General features: G+C 47.3%; 17 protein-coding genes, 1 tRNA gene and 1 pseudogene. 8 read left to right on the top strand and 11 right to left on the bottom strand.

From position 1 onward, the window contains the following. Positions 1-249: hypothetical protein (locus LBQ00_08970; GenBank protein MDR2018973.1), on the top strand; the 249-nt coding region annotated here is incomplete at its 5' end. Between the two features lie 428 nt (positions 250-677). Here the strand turns inward: LBQ00_08970 and greA are convergent. The 6 genes from greA to LBQ00_08940 form a co-directional block, all read right to left on the bottom strand. Continuing rightward, positions 678-1,142 (bottom strand): transcription elongation factor GreA, encoded by a 465-nt coding sequence (gene greA / locus LBQ00_08965; protein MDR2018972.1) that lies wholly within the window; start codon positions 1,140-1,142, stop codon positions 678-680. A 123-nt stretch (positions 1,143-1,265) separates the two neighbouring features. After that, on the bottom strand, positions 1,266-1,850 hold the full coding sequence (locus LBQ00_08960; GenBank protein MDR2018971.1) for a hypothetical protein: 585 nt from the start codon (positions 1,848-1,850) through the stop codon (positions 1,266-1,268). A 91-nt stretch (positions 1,851-1,941) separates the two neighbouring features. Next, positions 1,942-2,208 (bottom strand): YheU family protein, encoded by a 267-nt coding sequence (locus LBQ00_08955; protein ID MDR2018970.1) that lies wholly within the window; start codon positions 2,206-2,208, stop codon positions 1,942-1,944. A 500-nt stretch (positions 2,209-2,708) separates the two neighbouring features. Beyond that, a complete protein-coding gene (locus LBQ00_08950) occupies positions 2,709-2,933 on the bottom strand; it encodes a hypothetical protein (protein MDR2018969.1) in 225 nt (74 codons plus the stop codon). 243 nt (positions 2,934-3,176) lie between these two features. Then, positions 3,177-4,862 carry a hypothetical protein gene (locus LBQ00_08945; GenBank protein MDR2018968.1) on the bottom strand — a complete coding sequence of 562 codons (1,686 nt, stop codon included), beginning with the start codon at positions 4,860-4,862 and terminating at the stop codon, positions 3,177-3,179. Continuing rightward, complete coding sequence (locus LBQ00_08940) at positions 4,859-6,340, bottom strand: hypothetical protein (GenBank protein ID MDR2018967.1); 1,482 nt, start codon at positions 6,338-6,340, stop codon at positions 4,859-4,861. Before LBQ00_08940 ends, LBQ00_08945 begins: the two co-directional genes overlap by 4 nt. A 715-nt stretch (positions 6,341-7,055) precedes the next feature. Here LBQ00_08940 and LBQ00_08935 point away from each other — a divergent pair. The 3 genes from LBQ00_08935 (at position 7,056) to LBQ00_08925 (ending at position 10,216) form a co-directional block, all read left to right on the top strand. Further along, positions 7,056-7,514, top strand: coding sequence for a hypothetical protein (locus tag LBQ00_08935; protein MDR2018966.1), 459 nt, complete (start codon positions 7,056-7,058; stop codon positions 7,512-7,514). 175 nt (positions 7,515-7,689) lie between these two features. Then, positions 7,690-8,598 carry a cysteine synthase family protein gene (locus LBQ00_08930; protein ID MDR2018965.1) on the top strand — a complete coding sequence of 303 codons (909 nt, stop codon included), beginning with the start codon at positions 7,690-7,692 and terminating at the stop codon, positions 8,596-8,598. A 1,522-nt stretch (positions 8,599-10,120) separates the two neighbouring features. Next, positions 10,121-10,216, top strand: a tRNA-Sec gene (locus tag LBQ00_08925). A gap of 170 nt (positions 10,217-10,386) precedes the next feature. On the opposite strand, the gene LBQ00_08920 is transcribed toward LBQ00_08925, so the two are convergent. The 5 genes from LBQ00_08920 to LBQ00_08900 form a co-directional block, all read right to left on the bottom strand. Continuing rightward, a complete protein-coding gene (locus LBQ00_08920; GenBank protein ID MDR2018964.1) occupies positions 10,387-11,388 on the bottom strand; it encodes an amidohydrolase in 1,002 nt (333 codons plus the stop codon). Positions 11,389-11,410: 22 nt separating this feature from the next. Beyond that, on the bottom strand, positions 11,411-13,342 hold the full coding sequence (locus LBQ00_08915) for a TRAP transporter fused permease subunit (protein MDR2018963.1): 1,932 nt from the start codon (positions 13,340-13,342) through the stop codon (positions 11,411-11,413). 18 nt (positions 13,343-13,360) lie between these two features. Beyond that, the gene (locus LBQ00_08910) at positions 13,361-14,326 is read right to left on the bottom strand and encodes a TAXI family TRAP transporter solute-binding subunit (protein MDR2018962.1); all 966 of its coding nucleotides are present in this window, start codon (positions 14,324-14,326) and stop codon (positions 13,361-13,363) included. 312 nt (positions 14,327-14,638) lie between these two features. Further along, positions 14,639-15,409, bottom strand: a complete 771-nt coding sequence (locus LBQ00_08905) for an FCD domain-containing protein (protein MDR2018961.1) — start codon at positions 15,407-15,409, stop codon at positions 14,639-14,641. 388 nt (positions 15,410-15,797) lie between these two features. Beyond that, positions 15,798-16,502, bottom strand: a complete 705-nt coding sequence (locus tag LBQ00_08900) for a cysteine hydrolase (GenBank protein MDR2018960.1) — start codon at positions 16,500-16,502, stop codon at positions 15,798-15,800. A gap of 892 nt (positions 16,503-17,394) precedes the next feature. Here LBQ00_08900 and LBQ00_08895 point away from each other — a divergent pair. The 4 genes and pseudogenes from LBQ00_08895 (at position 17,395) to purB (ending at position 21,576) form a co-directional block, all read left to right on the top strand. Further along, a complete protein-coding gene (locus LBQ00_08895) occupies positions 17,395-18,636 on the top strand; it encodes a hypothetical protein (GenBank protein ID MDR2018959.1) in 1,242 nt (413 codons plus the stop codon). Between the two features lie 23 nt (positions 18,637-18,659). Continuing rightward, complete coding sequence (locus LBQ00_08890) at positions 18,660-19,424, top strand: hypothetical protein (protein ID MDR2018958.1); 765 nt, start codon at positions 18,660-18,662, stop codon at positions 19,422-19,424. 505 nt (positions 19,425-19,929) lie between these two features. Further along, positions 19,930-20,124: pseudogene (locus LBQ00_08885) on the top strand (IS5/IS1182 family transposase). 159 nt (positions 20,125-20,283) lie between these two features. Further along, the gene (purB, locus tag LBQ00_08880) at positions 20,284-21,576 is read left to right on the top strand and encodes an adenylosuccinate lyase (protein ID MDR2018957.1); all 1,293 of its coding nucleotides are present in this window, start codon (positions 20,284-20,286) and stop codon (positions 21,574-21,576) included. Positions 21,577-21,854 lie beyond the last annotated feature (278 nt).

Raw genomic sequence — 21,854 nt, 5'->3', positions numbered from 1 at the left:
GTAAGTATAGCAAGCAGAATGTGTTTGTCAAGGGTAAAAGCTATTATTGACCAAGCGCTTATAGGGAAGATGTCTCTATGTGAACCATTGATAAGGTTTGACGCCTGGGGGAGGGTGCTCCTGCCCGTAAGCGTATGGCAGCAAAACAGGAGAGTCCCGGTGATGTACGGGGGATACCGGGTGAGACAGCCCAAGATGGAGGGGGGGAAAGGGCATACCGTCAACTACGGAAGAACAGGAAAGCTATAATCGCTATCGGGAAAATAGGAACGAAAAGCTGCTGGAGTACAATCGTAAATATCAACGGAATTATATGTATGAGAGCAGATAAAAATGAAGGACAAAGCTGTATCTATCTTTTTGATTAAAAAAGTTAAATCTGCATAGCCAGCAAATATTTTCCCCGAATACTTTACGTCTTTTCCAAAATAATATCTGTCGCCGTTCGGCGGGTAAAGCACCCATTCACCAACTACAGAATATACACGGATATTCAATATTAATTTTCTAAGTGATATAAAAATCGCTTGGGCGCCACCCCTGCCAACCAGCAACGGTCAGGTCTTACGGTCACCTCTGCACCCAAAACAAAATCAATCCAATAAAAATTCCATGGACCTTCAGATAGCAGATAAAGAACCGGAGAAAGTGAACCGCCTCATATTTCTCGTGGGGTATTATATAATTGCGACAATCTCGTAGGTCCTTTGTCCCCCAGGTGCGGAAAAATTTACCTCATCTCCGACAGACTTCCCCATGAGCGCTCTTCCCAAGGGCGAAGTCATGGAAATCATGCCTTTTTGTATGTCCGATTCATATGGGCCGACAAGTTGATACACCACTTCTTCATCTGTGTCGAGGTTCCTGAGGGAAATTCTGCAGCCGAATTCCACGGAATCAAAGTCCCTCTTCTTGACGTCCACGATCTCGGAATTCTTCATCATCTCTTCAAGTTCAGCGACTTTCTTCTGAAGGAACTGATATTCCTCCCGGGCAGCGTCATACTCGGCATTTTCGGATAGATCTCCGTGAGCCCTTGCCTCTTCAATGGCCTTCAGTATTTTCGGTCTTTTGTTATTGAGCAGGAACTCATGATCTTTTTTAAGATTTTCGTAACCTTCTCTTGTGATTGGAACTTTCATGGTTTCTCCTGTGCCTTGTGCTTCTTATAAAAATACTACTTTTTTTTCCTCCAATTCAACAGATTTGTCCTGCGCATGTCTCTTTTCACTTCGCACACAGGTTCTTGACAAATCGGGGTCATCTTATGGACGTCCCCCATTGACCCAAAAAAGAGCTTTTCTTATTTTTTCGAGCACAACTCCGACCATTGCCTGATTTTTGACTGATTCAGTCTCATTCCATTTCCGCCAATCTCCAAAAAAAAGCTCATGGTAAAGTTCCGCACATCCTCTGTGGTAAAAAACCTGCGTCTCAAGGTTTATATACGACGCGCATGCCTTTAGCCTGACGAATAACCGATCCTGTTTCGTCTCACTTTCTGCGCCGCAAACAATCACCTTTGTGTCCCTTGCGGGGTCGCTTGTTGATCCAAATCGTCCTTTCACGTCAAGGTCTTCAAGAAAATCTCGCTCAAATTCGGAAAGGAATTGAATGCATTCTTCCATACCCCTGAGGGGTACCACCACTTTCCAGCATTGATGCGCCGGCCCCAACTCAATTTTTGTTTTTCCTTCTTTGAGCTGTTCATACAGGTTCGTCATGCACGGAACACACTTTCCGTAAATGTCGCTCTTAGTCCTCTTGAGTTCAGGGCTTGTTTCGAAGCTTACCCAGTTTCCCGATTGTTTCCTGGCAAAGTATTTTTTGTCTATGTAGAATCTGCCCATCAACCCGCATGCCCGCAAGCGCATCCTCACCACTTAAGTTTAATTGCTCGCTCGCGCCCTATATAAATGTTATTATCGGTGGACGGCGCTGTCAATCGGATTGTGAGAAAAACGTCAACGTCCTGATATTCTTCAAGACAGGGCTGTCAGCCGGAAAAATATTGGTGGTTTCGGTCTTATCGTCAAAGACGAGGACTGCGAGTCCGGCCTCAAGTTTACGCTTTACCTGTCCGAATTTCATTTCCCGGGAAGCCTCCGCCTCACCGTAATCGGTACCCTCTCTTGTGATAAATTCTTCTATAACGCCCCTCAAGGCTTGGGGACTTAATCTATCAATGGGAATGATATGTACGGACATTTACTTACCTCCGCCAGCCGACCGCCGCAAGAGCCGGCCAAAGGCATTCATGCAACTCTGGCATCGCGTGTTCGGCAAAACCTACCCAAAAAACGTAATTCCCGGTAACCATGGAGTCATCATTTTTGCCGTGTGGATCCGTCGCTAATATGATGAACCGTCCGTTCCGTGCGAGTAATCCCATGTATCCCCCGAATCAGTCTATATATTGGCCGGAGTGCCGCCCAGGATAGAACACCTCCGGGACCAAGCTCTCGCGCCTTCCTTTTGCCTCCCAGAGAGAATGAAGAATACCGCTCTACCTCTTCGCATATGCCTCGGAGGTCTATAAAGGGTAATTCATCTGTCTAACTTTCTCGAGAAGTAATATGGCTTTATCTTTATATCTCTTTCCAGGTCGTTTCAGATAGAGTTTTGCAAGGTCCAACGTTGCGCCGCCATCTTCTTTTTCTACAGCCTTTAAGAGCCAGCATATGGCCTGGCGGCGGTTTCCTCGTGATTCATATGCTTGATATATTTGTACAAGCGCCTACGTCCCTTTCAATGCGCAATGCCAACTTGTACCAGTAAATGGTCTTCTTAAAATTCTTGCTGGTACCCATTCCTTCATCAGGGCAGAAACCTAAGTTATTATAAACTGATGATTCGCCCGCCAATGCCAGTTTACGGAAAATGAGGAACGCGGTTTTATTATCCCCTTCAGCCCATTTGTCATCGACTTTCACAAACAACGCATATTTATCTGATCCATGTTTACCACCTCTTAAATATCGCTCCATGAACACACGGTCATGGAAGGATCAGGCTGCCCGGAAAGGCTGGCCAAAGAGGAGGAAAAAGCGAATGTGTAAACAAAATAATCGCAACCAAATGCTTGTAATCTGCTTTATCTATTTCACGCTCGTGTCAGTAAATATGCACAGCAATCAAGCCGGGTACAAGCAGCATAAGCAGCGCAACAATCACCATTATTTGTCCAGCAATTCATAGTTTTGGCCTACAAAGCGGTTAACCAACAGTCTAGATATGTTCAAGGGGTCTACCGGCTTGTCTAATCCGCCGTATTGCGGCGGTATTCTTAAGGCGCTAATTACAGAATGGTTCATGGAAAGAATCTGATTATCTGAAAATCCTTTATTTACCATATACGCCTGCACAAGGTGATGATGAATGCCGTGATCACCTTGCAGCACAATAATCGCATCAGGATTTTTTTCTAACACCATGTCTATCGCAAGGAGCATCACTTTAGCGGCGTATTTATACTGCGGCAAATATAACAAATCAACAGCATCAAAATTATCCGGATAAGGGTTTTCCAGTTTGTCCGTTTCATAGACTCTATTATATGGCCTATGAGCAAGGAAATTCATCATATAAATTATTTTTGGAGACGGAACAGAAAGCGCATCGTATAATCTTCTATAAAGACGCCTTTCCTCGATAATTCCAAGCGTTTGACAGGTTAACTGATTAACGACCCCCTCATATGCCGGCACGGTAAGCCAATCTTTTTTGAGATGCTCGATCCAATTGGTTATTATATTATCAGCCAGAGAGAAGGGTGTTGTGGTCATTAGAAGATACTTTAAGTCGTTGATTTCTTCCAACACATTAACCCGAACCGAATTAGAATGAACTGACAGCGGATATTCATCATTAGCGCGATAAAGTCGATCAATCAATCCCCAATTAATTGTAACTAGATTTGTACTTATGAGTATTGTTGAGTAGTCTTTCATTTTTAATGCCCGGAACATTTCAAAACCAGAAGCAATGTCACCTGACACTGTAAATACATCTTTCGGGATAAGACCGCTTGCTCGAAATCTTTCATTCAACTGGCGTTGTCGTGAATTGCGCAATAAATGAGCTGCTTCTGCCAGTTGCAATCTTAAATAACTGTCATAAAAGGTTGGCGACAATAACGCCGGAACCGCAACTTGAGTATAGCCTGCACGTAGTTCCGCACTTTCATTCAAGACAAAGCCACGCTTTATCAGCTCTGCTTTCAGCTTGTCTTGCGCATCTCCAAAATATTTCTCAACGGCACGGAATCCGACCATTTCATCCATGTGAAACCAGTATATATCTGGACTCGGCAATGAATGATCAACGACAAATTCTGTTTTAATATTATATGGCTTTTTAGTAGGTGGCGGATTAGCCTTACCGATAAGAACCTCGGAGTGTAGTGCAGGAATAAAGTTGTAAGAAAAGAGAACGCATATTGTAGTAGCAAGCACTAAAAAAGCGCTTCGATATTTCTGTATGGCAGAATGATATTGATGAAATATCCGAAGCAGGATTGCAATTCCCCCTGCCATGCATACTAACAATATCACCCTTCCCAGTGAAGCTGAACGCCTTACTGCAATAGATAAAATCGCTTCAAATAGCCAGAAGAATATCCAAGATATCAACAATGTCACAAAAGCGCCTTCGATGCTATTTGATATTTTTCGATAAACCAGGAATATGCAAACGCTGATAATTGAAAAAACTACAGCCAGAACAACAAAGTGGCTAAAATGCAGATTGTTCATAACCTTATTGTTGTTAAAAAGAAAAAATAAAAAGATATTTGGCATAAATAAAGCGGCGAAACATAACAGGATGTTCCCGCCGAGTTGATTTATTGGTTTATCTTTCACCGTATCTTCTCCATCAAATATACCGTCCGCTCACTATCTGCAACAGACTGCTTCTCAACCACGTTGAAATAAGCACTGAACGCCTCTTCAAAACCTTGCTGTATGTAGTCCGGGAATATATCGTCCCGGGTGGTGAGCAGTATCTTTACTTGCGAATCGGCTTTTGGCACAAACTCAATAATCAGATTATTGCATAATTTAGCCAGCCACTGCGCAATCATACCGAGCGGTAGATTGTTTGAAATTGCCAGATGATGGATCACCGCAAGCATGAGGATACAATCAGGCTTTTGCCGTGTATCAAGTGTGCCGCGCTCACGATTAGCAAAACCGATGGCGGGGCTGGGGTTCGTTAAATCCAGCAGTAACGGCAGCATTTTTTCCCTCGTGCGCCGTACCTCTGCATGGTTGCGCTCTACTGCTATAGGGTCAATATCAAACGCAACGACAAAGCCGTCATCACCCGAACAGGCTAAGCGCGAATATGAGCCATCGTTTGCGCCAAAATCCCATGTTACAAGCGGCAATAATTTTGCCAGATATTTCGCAACGATCGCTTTCTTGCTGTCCACCGCCGAATCCGTGTAATTGGTTCGGGTGTAATAATCCCCCCATTCGGTTTGCACACCGCGAAGCTGTAATTTCTCTACAATGCGGATAAGGGAATCAATCATGGCAGTCATTTTGAATTTGCTGATTAACGCCTGCCGTGATGAAGCCCCTGCCGATTGCCCCGCACGTCCATGCTTCGCGATTGATTTCGCATGCCAATGGATGTGCGCTTTTGCGGCAAATCCACCCTTTCTGCCTAGCAGCTTGCTCGCCAAATCAAGCGGAATGCCATCAATATATACCCTCAGAAGCTGCGACAACCGGACATCGGTATACGCCATCAAAAACAGAGGCGCGAGAAAATGCCTGCAAAACTGTCCATAGGCAACCCAAGGCTTACCGTCCTTGTAGAAGTCAAAAGACAGCGTATCAATGTGTATCGCGTTACCGCGCACGAACTGTATATTGTAGGCGGAAGCATCCTTGAGAATCATATCGCGTTCAAGCGCCAGCCTATGTATACGCAGAGTGGCGAGGGCTGCATCCTTTAACTGCCCGAAGCACCATTCATATGGATATGAAATCAACGCCACACGCTCCGGCTCTAACACCTTGAAAGCGCTTGCATCACTGCCCTGAACGTCAACTTCATCATGAGGAATCAATAGTTTTTGTTTGACCAGCTCACTATACAACCCCGATGACATCAACGCACTGTATTGTCCGCTGTAACATGGATTGACCTGCCTATATAGCTTGTCTCCGCGCAGAAATACCACTCCCGACGGGTCGCGGAATGAGCCGGGGTCTGCCTTTGCAACCGAGCCACTATCCATCAGTTTTTTCTTTGGTGGATTTTTTACCTTTTTTGAAAAAAGCCATGATTTTTGTTCGGAAGATGCCGAAAATAGTTGCAACCGCTGCAAGTGAAGCAATCAGCGCCTGTATTACCATGCTGCCGAAACCGGGATCAAGATACATCTTAAGATACCCCCTTACACAAATAATCACAAACCAGCAAAGTAAATCTAACCCAACATTATAAATGCTGGTACGGCGCAAAGTCAAGTTGCGCCTGGTACAGATGAATGCACTTCGGCCTTATCAGCACAACGATTGAATGCCCGGCTTAATTGTGCGTTACTCTGCCTGCCCTGCCCAAAAAAACCGGTCCAGATGATAAATTATACTCCGAGCTTAATTTGATGGAGGCAGGATATTGAAGAAGAAAGAATTCACGCCGGAACAGGTCATCGCGATATTAAAGGAGGCAGAAGCGCAGAAGCACGGCAGGAGAGGCCTCAAAGAAGCTCGGTGACACCGGCCTAGACTGCTGCCGCTTACGAACCAGGCGAAAGAGGCTCAAGGAGCTTGAGAAGGAAAACATTAGGTTCAAGAAAATCGTCGCTGATCTCTCGTTAGACAATGCGATCTTGCTTAAGCGGCGGTCATGGCACAGTCCCATAGCCAGCATCTATAACTGCGATAAACAATCACACTCCCTTTTTTCGATATGCCGCCGAACAGCGGCAAAGGCAACGCGGGTTAGTATCGTTAGTGTAGCCTGCTGACTATGAAGCAGATTATCGGGTTAATTTATATTAGGTTACATTAACCGTAAACAGAAACGAGGGAGAGAAAATGATGAGCATATTTCCTGAACCGACTAAAGGCTTGCCTAAGGCAGGCATGTCTTTTATAGACTATGAGGCATACCTTTCTCAGAGCGAATCAATGCGATTTGGTGAGGATATTGGCTTGGCTGAACATTCGCGCGAAAGCCCATGGGCAATTGCGCTTGAAGGCAAGATTAAGTTAGTCATTGATGGCAGAAAAACACTTATACCAAGGGTGTGCGACAGAAAATCAGGCCGGGTCCGCCGTATAGTTCTTATGGTTTCGATGCAATGTTCGCGCTATAACCTGCCGATCCTTATAGATCCTAAAACCACTTCACCTCCCCACAGCAAAGGTATATTTACTTTGCCGTGCACTCGGCATCATCTAAAAGCAATCGGCTTCCCAGATTTCAATATGGAACAAGGTGAGGGGTATGACGCCGAAAGAGTCTGCACGGCGATGCCTGATGAGTCTGCCTGATGAGTCCAGACTCCCTGCCATTTATATTATGGATTTCAGTAGATATTACGGCTATAGAGAACCTAAACGCCGGTGGTTGTCAAGGAGTCAAATAGCCCTTGTTTCACGGCCGTTATTCTGATAATCTTTTAAATAGTGTATCTTGTTAGTATAGTATAGTTTTGGAGGCGGCATTATGAACGTATTATCGGCCATAGGGAATACCCCCCTTGTTGAGCTCATAAACATTAACCAAAATCCTGAGGTGAAGATTCTCTGCAAGCTCGAAGGATGCAATCCCGGCGGCTCGATAAAAGATAGGCCCGCTCTCTACATGATAACTAAAGCCGAAGAGCGGGGGGAGCTCACGAAGGATAAGGTAATACTGGAACCTACATCGGGAAATACAGGGATTGCCATCGCAATGATCGGGGCGGCAAAAGGATACAAAGTGGATCTCTGCATGCCAGAGTGCGTGAGTACCGAGCGCAGACTGATTCTCGAAGGCCTCGGATCTCAGGTCTTCCTTACCCCGGCGAAAGAAAATATCGACGGAGCTATAACCAAGGCACTAAGCCTCCTCGAAGCAGAACCTGACAAGTATTTTATGCCCAATCAGTATGATAACAGCGATAATGCCCTTGCCCACTTTGAAACAACAGGGCCGGAGATATTCCGCCAGACAAACGGGGAAGTCGACATGTTTGTAGCTGGCATGGGTACGACAGGCACACTCATGGGAACGGGCCGGTATCTCAAGTCGGTGAAACCGGAAATCAAGATAGTGGGGGTTGAGCCCGCCATGGGACACACCATACAGGGTCTCAAGAACATGACGGAATCAATGGTTCCCGGCATCTACCATCCCGAAGAGCTGAGCGAGAAGGTGATAGTTGCCGACGGGGAGGCTTTCGAAGTGACCCGGCTTCTCGCTCAGAGGGAAGGGCTTTTCGTTGGCACGTCCGCAGGCGCGGCCGTCGCTGTGGCGCTGCAAAAGGCAAAGGAGATGGAGCGAGGGACGATCGTAGTGATTCTGCCCGACCGGGGCGACCGATACCTGAGCACAATGCAGTTCAGGTCGGTATGCGCCAAATGTCCTCCTTGAAAACTATTGTTTATCACAGCTTTTGGGTGATCAGATCTAAATCAACGCCTCAGATGAATTGGAAGGTACACCGTGGTGGTAAGCAAGGTTACGGAGACTTTTAACGCTGTGGAAAAGCTGATGTCCGATTGACGGCAAACCCCGCCGCAGAGAAAAATTCATGACCAGGCGCTGTTTCCGGTTTGAACTGTGCCTTGGGGGCGTTCACATAAAAGAAGATGGCTCGCCGGAAGCGCCGGCCGCCCAACGAGCATGTCCGGAAAAGGTTGCGTGGAGACATATCTTCCTAAAGTGGGTATACAAAAAAATGCAAGGATCGCTTCCGATTCTCTTCTTTACGTAAGTCTGCCAAATTCCCTTTGGTTGATCTGTCTGTAGGGTTTACAATTCGCTGCCTAAAGCGCGTTACTGTCGGCTGACCAGTGGGGGGACGGGGAAATCTTGCTCGGACAAAAATCTGTGAGCCAACCCATTTTGTCGGCTCTTTAATATTTGCTCTTTCGAGGTCCGCCACACTGCACCAACAAATAGATTCATGTCAATTACCTGACACTCCTGCCAATACCATTCCCTTATTTTCTTTACTACGACATCTTTCACATGTCTTATTATCGGCCATTGATTACGTAACATTCTGTAATATCACTGTTTATGCCATTGGCGTATATATTGCTTTATCAAAAAATCAGAATGTATGGGGTTACGTCATCCGATTTATAAGTGACATGGAGACGGAAATGATTCGGGACAGGATCAGGACGTACCCCCTTCCTCTGCGGATATTTTTCGACAAAATGAATGAGAAACGGTTTTGGTAGTGCGAACGCCGTATCAAGCCTCCAGCCGGCGAGGACAAGAAAAATCATTGATCTCTCCGGCCCCTTGGCCCTGCAAAGGAATGTCGCTGAAAAGCCTGCCGCCCCGAAGCTTGTCATGGTCCTGCCGGCCTGCCCCTCTATTTCCTGACCACGGGGACGGATATTCTGACCCCGAACAATGATTCGCTTTACAAAATACTTATCGAGGGTAATACAGGAAAACCAAAAAAGCGCACTGTTACCATAACAAGCAGAAAGGGGGGGATTGGCAAGTCCTCCATGGTCCCCAATATGGCCTACCTGTTTATGATAAATAAGTCGACCTAAATCCTGGACGCCTGCCTGTCCCCTGGTAAAATCAATTCATGTTCGGCATGTTTCCCAAATATCAATGTGGGGCTAAGCAGTTACCGTCATCATAGATTTCGATAATGATATGGTTCCCTCCGTTGTATGTTTTCTAGGGGAAGAAAGCCTCTGGTGGAATTCCTGGCAATATAACAGGCGTGGGAGGAGCTACGATTCAGAGCGACGGCAAGGTAATTCTGATTTTTAATATGCCGGCACCAGCGGTGGCAAGCTTCGGAAACCACAAGAAAATGTCTGCATACAATTGGAAGTCTGCCCGAACCGGGCAGATTGAGCAGATCACCCGCATTTAGCCATTGACAACAGCGAACCAACTCCGTTAACTTATCCATAGTGGAAGTGCCGAGGCGCCTGGTGGGCCTCCTGGTCTTCAAAACCAGTGCACCGGTGACGAGCTGGTGGGTGGGTTCGATTCCCATGCACTTCCGCCATTCAGCGCAAGTCGTTGTTAATACTAAATATTTATAATCCTCAAAGCAAGCTTCATCAAATAGCCCACAAATTAGCGCACACGAGGGGTTCTTATCCGTTAAAACAACAAAATAGGGTGGTTCAGGATTGCCCCCGCCCGGGAGATATGGCCTTAACCACCCACGGAAAGCTAATCTTCCATATGGAAAAGTTTTGCTGCATTTTTGTAGAATATTTTTTCATTATCTTCCTGGCTGAGACCAAGTCTGTTAACGAACTCAGCAACCTTCTCAGGACCTCCGATTGGATGGGCATAATCCGTCCCTAGCAAAAGATGGTCGGGTCCCATGAACTCAAGCGCACACTTCATTGCGGGAATATGAAAAGAGATCGCATCGTCCCATACCTGTTCCTTATAATAATCAGACGGTTGCCTTGGAAGGGAATAATACCCATGATCCCCGGCATAGGTTTTGTAGCAATCATTTATTCTGCCAACCATGTATGGAAATACTCCGCCAAGATGGGCATGAATGAACTTCAAATTGGGAAGTTTTTCAAGAACTCCGGTAAAAATCAATCCCGTAATAGCCATGGTGGTATCCATAATAAACCCATACAGGGGCAGCGGCATGCTTACTTTTTTCATTGCTTCGGCGGTAACCGGCGCGGCAGGATGAATAAAGATCGGCATGTCATATTCAGCCGCAGCCTCATATATAGGATAGAACTCCGGCGCATAGACAGGCTTGCCGGCCAGGTTTGAGAAGAGCATCACTCCTTTTACGCCCAGGTTTTTTGCCCTTTCGAGCTCCTTAACGGATTCCTCGACATCCTGAAAAGGAAGCGTTGCGTAGGCATATAACCGTCCTTTATGTTGCGCACAAACCTCCGCCATGTAGTCGTTAATCTTCTTGGCCCAGAGAACGCCTTCCTTTGCCGGAATCAGCTCAACAGAAGGACAGGTGAGGCTTATCACCTGCATGTCGATACCATACTCATCAAGATCTTTCATGCGTGGCTCCGGGTCATAATGTCCGGCCCTGCTAACAGTAGCCAGACGCATGCCATCGCTGTAAAATACCATGCTTGTGGGGCCCGTTCTCTGCATTGTCGGCGAACCGGCCCTGCCGTCAAGGTATGCCATCCATTCTTTCGGGTAAAGATGATTATGTACATCAATCGTTTTCATAAAACCTCCTGTTGAATTCTGATTAGGCCGTAACGGCCTGTCGTTTCGCAAAAATGAACTGTATCGCTACCAGGACGCCGGCGCCCACGATCCCGACCATATTGATCATCCGGTTCGGATATATCAGGGCAATGCCGGTGATCACAAAGACAAGACGTTCAAGGAGGCTCGTCCTCTTGAAAAGATAGCCGTTAAAGGCAACGGCCATGCAACTTATCCCTAAGAAAGAAGCGATAATTATTGCTGCGATGTTCATAGGCGTTCCCATAAGCAACAATTCATTCCTGAAGACGTAAAGATAAGGAACGAAGAATGCCGGCAAACAATAAACGAAGGTGATATTTGTCGTTTTCATGGGGTCCGTCCCCGCAATACCCGCCGCGGCGAACGATGTCGGGGCCGCAGGCGGACTTATGTTCCCCAGAGCGCCGAAAAAGAACACAAAAAGGTGGGCAGCCATGGGGTTGACGCCAGCTTTGATGAGCGCGGGGGCTGCAATGACGGCCAGGATCAGATAGCACGTTACTGGCGGCAGGGGCAGACCGATTACAAGGGATGCGATCATGGTAAGGAAAAGCAGAGGAAGGAGACTTCCGCCGGAAAGCATGATGAGAATGTCCGAAAACCGTTCACCCATTCCGGTCATGCTGATAACGCCGGTGATAAGCCCGGCGGAGGCACAGCAGATTGCCACGATAAGGCATCCCTTGGCCCCCTTCTCAAACGCAGTCATTATCTTTTTGAATGTCATCCGCGTTTCCTGACGGATATAGCTGACAAGAACACAGCAGACGATTGCCCAAAATCCCGACTTCACCGGCGAGAGCTTTAGGACGGATATAGCAAAAAGCAGGACGATGATCGGTAAAATCATATAGCCTCGCTCTTTCAAGACTTTACCAATCCTGGGCAGATCTGATTTTGAAACGCCTTTGAGTCCGAGTTTTGCGGACTGGAGCTCTACAAGCATATAAACCGCCACGTAAAAGAAAAGCCCGGGGATAAGCTGAGCGCGGCACACGTCCCAATAGGTTCCGCCTATCATGTCCGGGATAATGAACGCCACGGCGCCCATAACGGGCGGCACGAGCATCCCGCCCGTTCCAGCAAGCGCGGTGATGGATGCGGCAGTCATGGGCTGATATCCTGTACGTATCATAAGGGGAATGGCAAATACCCCGACAGCGGCAACAGCCGCCACCTGACTTCCGGTAATCATGCCGAAAAGACAGCATGCCAGGATCGCTGCCTTCGCGGGGCCCCCGCGAAATCTTCCAAAAAGGGCGAGACCAATATCAATGAACAGAGTTCCTGCGCCCGACACATTCAAAAAAGCCCCGAATATGATGAAACATGCTATGGTCGTCGAGGAAACCCCTAAAGGCAGGCCAAGGACGCCTTCCGTGCTGAAAAAATTGAAATTGATCGTTTCTTCAAAAGTATAACCAATATGGGACAAAAAAGAGGGCAGGTACTGCCCGATTCCGACATACAGGAATCCCAGAAGGCAGATGATTATGAAGGGCCAGCCAATCATCCTCCGCGTGGCTTCGAGTACAAGAAGTATACCGACGAAACTTACGCACGAATCCAACAGATTCGGCATACCTGTTCTGAAACTCAACGCCTCGTATTCGACAAATACGTAGCCGCCCATGAACACGGATACAAGGACTAACAATATATCAACAAATGAAAGGGGCCGGTCCTCAACGGGAATATTCGCTTCTTCCTTATCAGTGGTTTTCGCCTTTAGAGGATACATGAGAAAAATGAGTACCATGACAAACGCCAGATGGACGATACGCTGTATCACTCCGGGGAAAGGGCGAACGCCTGCGGTATAGATCTGAAAGGCAGTCATCCCCACGGCGGTTATGAGTATGATTATGCTTCGTAAAGACCTGCCCCAGATTTTAGCGGCAGAGATTTTTGGATCAGCCAAATCTGCCATGACTCCTCCTTGCCTGCACTACTTCTTTAATGCCCCGATCTCTTTCAGGTATTTTTCGGCTCCCGGATGAAAGGGGATCGTAAATCCCTGGCTTGCATTCTGGACCGTGAGCTCTTTCGCAGATGAATGGATGACATAATAATCAGACTTGTGCTCGTAAAGATTTTTTACCATTTCATATACAAGGTCAGGGTTCGCATTTGCATTCACGTGCAGACCGACGGAGAATCCCATGATGGGGACATCTTTGTCGTGCCCTTTGTAAGATTTCGCTTTGACAACGCTGCGGTAATAAGACGCGGGAAGTTTTTTCAGCACATCCTCATCTACCGGTACGATACGGACATCAAAGTTTGTTGCGAGTTCTGTGTAGGCGGCAATAGGGAACCCGCCTGCAAGAAAACCGCCGTCCAGACTATTATCCTGGATACCTTCCACGATCTCCCTGTAGGAATAAAATTGCGGCTTAAAGTCATTTTTTGGAACACCGTGCCGCTCCAGCAGAAACACGGCGGTATTTGCCATCGTACTCCCTGCGGCTCCGATGCCTATCCTTTTACCTTTGCACTCTTTGTACGACTGGATCGGAGAATTGGCACGCACAACAAGATAGAGATCGGTGTTGTTGATAAAAGTCACGGCACGCAAATTTGGAAAAGGCTTACCGGTATACTCGTTGTTGCCTTTATAGGCATTATAGCCGTCCACTGTGGCAAAGATGCCAAAGGCATCCTTTCCCTGCATATCCCTTTGCATCATCTTCCTGATAATATCGAGGGTGCCTGACGATGCCTGCTGGACGAATTTGTTAGAAGACATGTATTTATTGCTAACCCTGACGATGCCTGCGCCAAGGACATAAACAGTGCCACCCGCCGGCAATGTGTAAAGCGGGGTTAAATCCTGGGCCGCCTGTGAACCTGTCGACATCGTGAACAATAGTCCGATTGCGGAAAACAAGACACATATCGTTTTTAATCTCATGGCAAATACCTCCTTGAAATTCTCGTCTCTCATGCCTTGACTCTTTCTTTCTGCATTTAAGAATTCATATGCTTTTCCGTTGCTAAGTACTAATTTCTGAATGTCAGACAATCTGACCATGATGATAGCCCCTCCGATTTACTGAGTCAAGAAAAAAGTGAAAAATTGTTACTTCTCAATCTTCTTTGTCATATTGATGCGACGGCCAGGAATTGACGATTATCTTATTGCGTTAAAGATATTAAGGGATCTGAAGAAACATCATCGTGGAGTTACAACCGCTTTGGTAACGGGGTCTTTAAATCCGACGATTTAACGTTGTGTGGCTCTTTCACCTGTCGTGCCTACTCTGTTCTGTTTCGCTAATTCTTCAAAGGAGGAATTAAACCTTTTGCCTACAAAGTCCAGGTGTTTGTCCAGGAGGTCAATGGCACGGTCTTTGTCCCGCCCCGCTATGGCGTCCACCATTTGCTTATGTTCTTCCAGGATTTTTTTCGATATCTCAAGAGACTGAGGGATCCGGCTTAAGAGATCGGATACAATTGCCATGAGCGATTCCACGATTATCGCAAAAATTGCATTTTTCGAGGCCTTCGCGAGGAGTACGTGAAAATCCATGTTCTCCTCAAACGCCTGAACACCAGACGCGATCGCTTTCCTCCCTTGAGTGATGTTTTCGTTGAGTACCGCAATGTCTTCGTCAGTTGAATTCTCAACTGCACGGCAGATCACAAGCTTTTCAATCTCGGCGCGCGCATAGGTAAGTTCAGCTACCGATATGTCACGCATTTGCGCGGCGTCCATGAAAGATTTTCTAATAGTATCAATGATCGTGTTGGTAATGATCGCGCCGCCGCCGCCGCCTTTATGGACCATCACGAAACCGGACAGCTCAAGCAATCGCAAAGCTTCACGGACCGTCTGCCTGCCTACATTGAATTGCTTGGCTATTTCCGCCTCAGAAGGAAGCCTGTCTCCCGGCCTCAAGACTCCGCCAACGATCATTTTCTTTATCTCGATAGCAATCTCGTCAAAAGTCCTTTTGCTCTTGATCGGATTAAAATACACAGCCTTTTCTTCCATTGCGAGTTATTCCTTCAATTTTTCTTTCTTAAGTCGCGGTAACGATCAACCTCATCGCTTGCTAAATGTCTGACTATCATGCTATTCAAAACTTTCATTATTGTCAACCATTAAGTCCAAGTGCATCTTGTATCTGCACCTGCCATAATATAGCTGGCATTGAACTGTTTTAGGGTCGGACATATGGCTCCATGGCGCCTGACCTTTTTTATCACGGTTTATAAATATTGAATCTTTCTTCACAGATCTTTTCCTTATCTTTCCGGCTCAAACCAAGATCACTCACGAAACCCATGACCTTGATTGGCGTCGCCGATCAGGATCCGGGGGCATCATCGGTTCCAATTAAAAGATGGCCCGCTTCGACAAATTCCAGACGTATGGATGGTCATTTTACTCCCCAGCCTGTCAGAAGGTCTTGAGAATCAACTATTTCACCGAAAAAAACACCCATGGTTTTCAGGGACCATTCTTTTGCATGACGGCTCGTTCCTTCAGTCATATCGGATGGAACTACAATGGAATAATCAAGCATGAACCCGTCGCGTACCGTTGATTCAACGCACACATTTGTCGCAACCCCGGTAACTATCAGAGTTGTTATCCCGAGAGAACGCAACGTTTGATCAAGGTAAGTTGAAATGAATCCGGAATACCGGTATTTCGGAACTATGATGTCGCCTTCCTGCGGTATAACCCCATAAAACTCCGAGAAAACAGGATCATGCTTGCGCACGAGGCCTACCCTTTGATAATGTTCAATATTTGCCGGAGAACGAAGATGGGGCAAGAGAGTAAATTTGAGATGAATGACAGCTTTAACATGTTTTCGCGCCTTATTGACAAAATCATCAAGACGGGGCGCCAAGTTTTGGCCGTCGATCACATCGAAACCGAGTTTATCGAGAACGCCTCCCTTGAGCAAATAATCCTTCTGCATATCAACGACAATGAGAGCTGTGCGATCCGAAGCTACCTTTGCGCGTAATTTATCGAGATCCGCTTTATTCGCCTGTGCCTGCGCTATCCCGCAAAAAAGGATCACAGCGAAGACTGCGACTATCAACGCTCCAACAATCATCCACTTTTTCATTTTTGACCTCCGGTAATCATTATTTGTTCCTTTATCTATTTGTCCGTTACGAGAAGCCATGCTGGTTTTTCTGTTTTCTCCTTCAATTTATGAGATGGTCATGGAGCGCTTCCACGAGAGTCCTGCCAAAGCACGCCTGTACGCCTGTGTTGCTGTCGAGGAATGTCTCTGTAAGCGGAGATTTTTGTACAAGGACCCTTTTTTCTTGAAAAACCAAAACCTGCGATACCAGGCAGTCCCAAAGCTCCCGATAAAGCCAGTCTATTCTTGACCGAGGCGGTCGATACTTTACAATGAAGCTTCATGCGTCATTTTCTTCATAGCCACGTTCTTCAAGTTTAAAGTTCACTTTACTCAGACTATCTGTTAGTCATATTGTCTGACACTAACTTTATTATTGTCAAGAAAAAATGGATCGAATTCCTCGCGGGGCAAGGGATCGGGGCAGACCCTCATATCTTTCGGAAAAATAGGAACAAACGCTCTGCAGGCCAGGGACTCTTCCCATCGTATAATCGGGATTCCTCAAATCCCTCGTATACTCTGTGGAATCGGGGACGAGTAAGCAGGGGTAAACGAGGACAAATACTTTAGTATCCCTCGAATCCCTCGCAGGAGCGGGGACCCCTCGTAAAAGGGGGGCATGCCCCTCGGACCACTCTGTGGGGGGCACACGGGAAGCGGGGGCAGGCTGTATTTCCACATTTTCCACCTCAATTTCTTGTTTTTTTGATATATCGTGATTATAATTGCACGGGGGGGTACTAAAACAGTTTCCAGCTGCGCTTTTATCCCTATATACAGTAGAAGCAAGAAGCCGTGTTCCCCAAGAAGGGTTCCACCAGAAAAATACACAATGTCCGGGGTTCACTTCCCGGAAAAGGAGATCTTCATGATGAAAAGCAGAAACATGTGCTTAGCCGTACTCGTTTCAGCGGCGCTTATGCTCACTATGACGCCATTTATGGCGACTTATGCATCTGCGGCAAAGTTCACCACAGCGCCCATGGTGGCTGGGGGATACGCTCATTCTCTTGCCCTCAAAGACGACGGCACGGTGTGGGGTTGGGGAACTAATAATGTCGGTCAGTTGGGTGATGGGAAGAGCGGCCCCGATGCTTTTGGCCCTGCTATCGTGCAGGTGAAGGGTGAGGGCGGTAAGGGCAATTTAACCAATGTAACGGCCATTGCTGCAGGAGGCTTTCATTCCCTTGCGATCAAAGATGACGGTACAGTGTTCGCTTGGGGAGGTAATAGTGTCGGTTCGCTGGGAGATGGGACCACTACTGATAGAAATACCCCCGTTAAGGTGGTGGGGTTAACCGATGTTAAGGCCATTGCCGCGGGATACTCTCATTCCCTTGCGGTTAAAAATGACGGCTCGGTATGGGCGTGGGGATATAATAATTACTGTCAGCTGGGCAATGGGGCCACTGATAACAGCCCTACCCCCGTCAAAGTGAAGGGTGAAGGCGGTGTGGGTAATTTAACCGATGTTAAGGCCATTGCCGCAGGAACTGTTTATTCTCTTGCCCTTAAAAGAGACGGCACGGTGTGGGCGTGGGGAAATAATGATAATGGTCAGTTGGGCGATGGGACCTATACCAGTAGAAATACCCCCGTTAAGGTATTGGGTAATTTAACCGGTGTGGCGGCCATTGCCGCGGGAGGTTATCATTCCCTCGCCCTTAAAAAAGAGGACGGTACGGTGTGGGCGTGGGGATGGAATGGTAACGGTCAGTTGGGAGACGGGACCAACGATAACAGCCCGGCACCGGCACAGGTAAAAGGTGAAGACGGTGTGGGTAATTTAACCGATGTTAAGGCCATTGCCGCAGGAGGCCATCATTGTTTTGCGGTTAAAAATGACGGCACGGTGCTTGCCTGGGGAGGGAATTTTTTCGGTCAGGTGGGCGATGGAACAGATGGGTCCACTGCTTCTACTAAAAATGTCCCCGTTAAGGTGGTGGATGAAGACGGTGTGGGTAATTTAACCGATGTAGCGGCCCTGGCCGGGGGATTCTATCATTCCCTCGCGGTTAAAAATGACGGCTCAGTATGGGCGTGGGGAAGTGGTTATGCCGGGGAGTTGGGCAACGAGGCTATTATCAGAGTCCTACCCCCGTCAAAGTGATGGAAGGCGGCGCAGGGCGCTTGGTGGATGATTTAAATCTGGGCTCAACCGCAGCTCAACTTGCTGCGGGAGGCTATCACTCCCTGGCGCTGGACAAAGGCGGCATGGTGTGGGCCTGGGGAAAGAACAGCTTCGGTCAGCTTGGAGATGGTACAAAGACCAGTCGCCGCACCCCCGTTAAGGTGCCGGGGCTATCCGATGTAACTGTAGCCCACCTTACCGCGGGAAGCTACCATTCTTTAGCCTTGGATAGTAATGGTACTGTATGGGCTTGGGGAAAGAACTCTAGCGGTCAGTTAGGTAATGGTACAAAGACTAATCGTACTGCCCCCGCTCAAGTTAAGGGATTATCCGGTGTGACTGTAACTGCAATTGCCGCGGGAGGCGATCATTCTTTAGCTATCAAAGAGGATGGCACGGCGCTTGCCTGGGGAAGGAATAAATTCGGTCAGTTGGGAGACGGTACAAAGATTAACCGCTTAATCCCAACGCCTGTTGTGAATCTGACCGCTAAGGCTCTTACCGCCGGATGGTACCACTCTCTCGCTGTTGAAGATAACGGAGATGTATTGGCATGGGGAAGGAATAATAATGGTCAGTTGGGAGACGGTACAATTAAGAACAGCCTTATTCCGGTACAGGTTGAGCTATCCGATGTTGCGGCTCTGACCGCAGGAAGCAGTCATTCTCTTGCCCTTAAAGATAATGGCACGATGAAGACCTGGGGAGGGAATGGCAACGGTCAGTTGGGAGACGGGCCGACTAAAATGCGCAGTATCCCTAAGTAGGTGATGAGCAAACGGCCGGTTTAACGCTTAAAATAAGATGCCCGTCAGGATTAAAAGTCCTGATGGGCTTTGTTTTACATAGGCCTTGTTAACACTATAAGATGAAATATATATATACTATCTATATAGAAATTAGCGAAGCTCAATATGCACTGATATCAAGCTGTTTTCCAAAGCACAGTAGGTCCTTAAGATATAAGCAACCTGCAAGTATTGAATGCCTTATATTTATGTTCTCAATAATGGGTGTAAATGGAGGGATACGGCAATTGGCATACAATCTATACTCTGCTTGTTCAATACTGTTCGATTGCTTCAGGAACGAGGGATTATTGAGATTAACGTATTTGATTCCACAAGTATCAAAGTACGGGAGTTTGACCCCAGTCTATTGGAGGTTGGAACACAAAAATTGCCGCATCCGATAGGAACGCCGTAGTTTCATCAGGAGATACACCGCTATGCTCTTGACGTCATAAGGTGCAGTTTCAGAAGAAACTTTTCTGATCATGCATATGAAGGCGATGAAATACGTTCTTTGGCAGTATTACTTGGTTTTTCACCCGTAGTGCCGCCAAAGAGAAACCGGATAAGACCTTGGAAGTATAATAAAGAACTCTACAAGAAGCGCAATCATGTGGAGCGTCTATTCCGCAGAATTAAACGCTTCCGGCGAGTGTTCACATGGTATGATAAGTTAGATGTTATGTTTGCTACATTTGTTTTACTGGCATTGACCGTTGATGCCTTGCTTTATGTTAAAGGGGCTAAGAGACAGATGACCGGCATACTACTACTCCCATGTACGGCGTCATATTCCAAATTGACACGGACCTGCCAAGTAATGTAAGATAGACTCATGATTGAACGCTACACGCTGCCCCGCATGGCTCGCATCTGGACGGACCAGAACAGGTTCCAAAAATGGCTCGAAATAGAGATATGTATCTGCGAGGCCTACGGGGAACTCGGACTCATCCCGACTGAGGATGTAGCCGTCATCAAGGCGAAAGCCGCCTTCGACACAGTCCAAATCCTTGAGATTGAGAAGCGGACCAAACACGATGTGGTCGCTTTCATAGAGAACGTCGCCCAATTCGTCGGCCCTTCCTCAAAGTACATCCACATGGGCGTCACCTCGTCAGACATACTGGACACCTCGTTCGCCTGCCTCCTTAAGGAAGCGTCAGACATCCTCATGGAAGACATCATAAACGTCATGGCGGTCCTCAAAGAAAACGCTTACAAATACAAAGAAGTACCCATGATCGGACGAACTCACGGAATCCATGCGGAGCCAATTACGTTCGGCCTCAAGATGGCCCATTTCTATGACGAGATGAGAAGAAGCCTTGAGCGCCTTAAAGTTGCCAGGGAGCGGATCAGCCATGCTAAAATCTCCGGCGCCGTAGGCACCTTCGCCCATATCCCTCCCTTCGTGGAGGAATATGTATGTCGGAAAATGGATCTCAAGCCAACTCCCATCTCCACGCAGATTGTGCCCAGGGATTATCACGCCGAGTTTTTTGCCGCCCTCGCGATAATAGCCTCATCAATTGAGAAGATGTCCCTGGAAATCAGAAATCTCCAGAGAACGGAAGTGGGTGAAGCTGAGGAATTTTTCCAGAAAGGACAGACCGGCTCCTCCGCGATGCCTCACAAGAGAAACCCCATAGCCTCCGAAAATCTCTGCGGCCTTGCCCGCCTGATACGGGGCTATGCAGTCGCTTCACTCGAAAACATAGCGCTCTGGCACGAAAGAGATATCAGCCATTCATCAGTGGAACGGGTCACAGGTCCTGACGCCACAATCCTTCTCGACTACATGCTTGAGAGGCTGAAGAACATGTATAAAAACCTTATCGTCTACCCTGAGAAGATGGCGGAAAACATGGGAATGTCGAAAGGACTTCACCACTCGGAGGCGATACTTCTAAGCCTCATCAGAAAAGGGCTCACAAGACAGGAAGCATACAAGCTTACCCAGAGGGTAGCTATGATGTGCTATGAGCAGGATCTCGATTTTACGGCGGAGCTGAGGAAGGACGAAGAGATCCGTCGATATCTTACGGAAGAAGAGGTCGTGAGCACTACCAATAACGAGCATTATTTCCATCATGTGGATACTATTTTTACAAGGGTATTTCACTAAGTAATCCAGACAAACAGTCAGGTAAGAATGTACACCCGGACGAACTGATTTGCAAAAGCTGTACGGTGTTCCGGTTTACCATGGTCCGCCTGCAGGAGTTGCCGGTACTATCTGGTTTCGCCCGCCCAAAGAAGCTCTTCGCGAACATCTCCGTTAACGGAGTCGCGGTAAATGTACGAAACGGACGGAGAGTCTCCTAAACGAGGTCAAGGCGGCAAGTAAAAAATAGCTGACCGGCCCCGAAGGCAATACGTAGCGCGGCGGGTAAACGGGAGGCG

Source organism: Syntrophobacterales bacterium, assembly GCA_031274925.1.
Taxonomy (GTDB): Bacteria; Desulfobacterota; Syntrophorhabdia; order Syntrophorhabdales; family Syntrophorhabdaceae; genus PNOM01.
This window is presented reverse-complemented; position numbering and strand designations above follow the sequence as displayed.

Bases quoted from the DNA above. Each gene is read 5' to 3' on its own strand.
- greA (MDR2018972.1), bottom strand. From the start codon at position 1,142: ATGAAAGTTCCAATCACAAGAGAAGGTTACGAAAATCTTAAAAAAGAT.
- LBQ00_08960 (MDR2018971.1), bottom strand. From the start codon at position 1,850: ATGGGCAGATTCTACATAGACAAAAAATACTTTGCCAGGAAACAATCG.
- LBQ00_08955 (MDR2018970.1), bottom strand. From the start codon at position 2,208: ATGTCCGTACATATCATTCCCATTGATAGATTAAGTCCCCAAGCCTTG.
- LBQ00_08935 (MDR2018966.1), top strand. From the start codon at position 7,056: ATGATGAGCATATTTCCTGAACCGACTAAAGGCTTGCCTAAGGCAGGC.
- LBQ00_08930 (MDR2018965.1), top strand. From the start codon at position 7,690: ATGAACGTATTATCGGCCATAGGGAATACCCCCCTTGTTGAGCTCATA.
- LBQ00_08920 (MDR2018964.1), bottom strand. From the start codon at position 11,388: ATGAAAACGATTGATGTACATAATCATCTTTACCCGAAAGAATGGATG.
- LBQ00_08915 (MDR2018963.1), bottom strand. From the start codon at position 13,342: ATGGCAGATTTGGCTGATCCAAAAATCTCTGCCGCTAAAATCTGGGGC.
- LBQ00_08910 (MDR2018962.1), bottom strand. From the start codon at position 14,326: ATGAGATTAAAAACGATATGTGTCTTGTTTTCCGCAATCGGACTATTG.
- LBQ00_08905 (MDR2018961.1), bottom strand. From the start codon at position 15,409: ATGGAAGAAAAGGCTGTGTATTTTAATCCGATCAAGAGCAAAAGGACT.
- LBQ00_08900 (MDR2018960.1), bottom strand. From the start codon at position 16,502: ATGAAAAAGTGGATGATTGTTGGAGCGTTGATAGTCGCAGTCTTCGCT.
- LBQ00_08895 (MDR2018959.1), top strand. From the start codon at position 17,395: ATGATGAAAAGCAGAAACATGTGCTTAGCCGTACTCGTTTCAGCGGCG.
- purB (MDR2018957.1), top strand. From the start codon at position 20,284: ATGATTGAACGCTACACGCTGCCCCGCATGGCTCGCATCTGGACGGAC.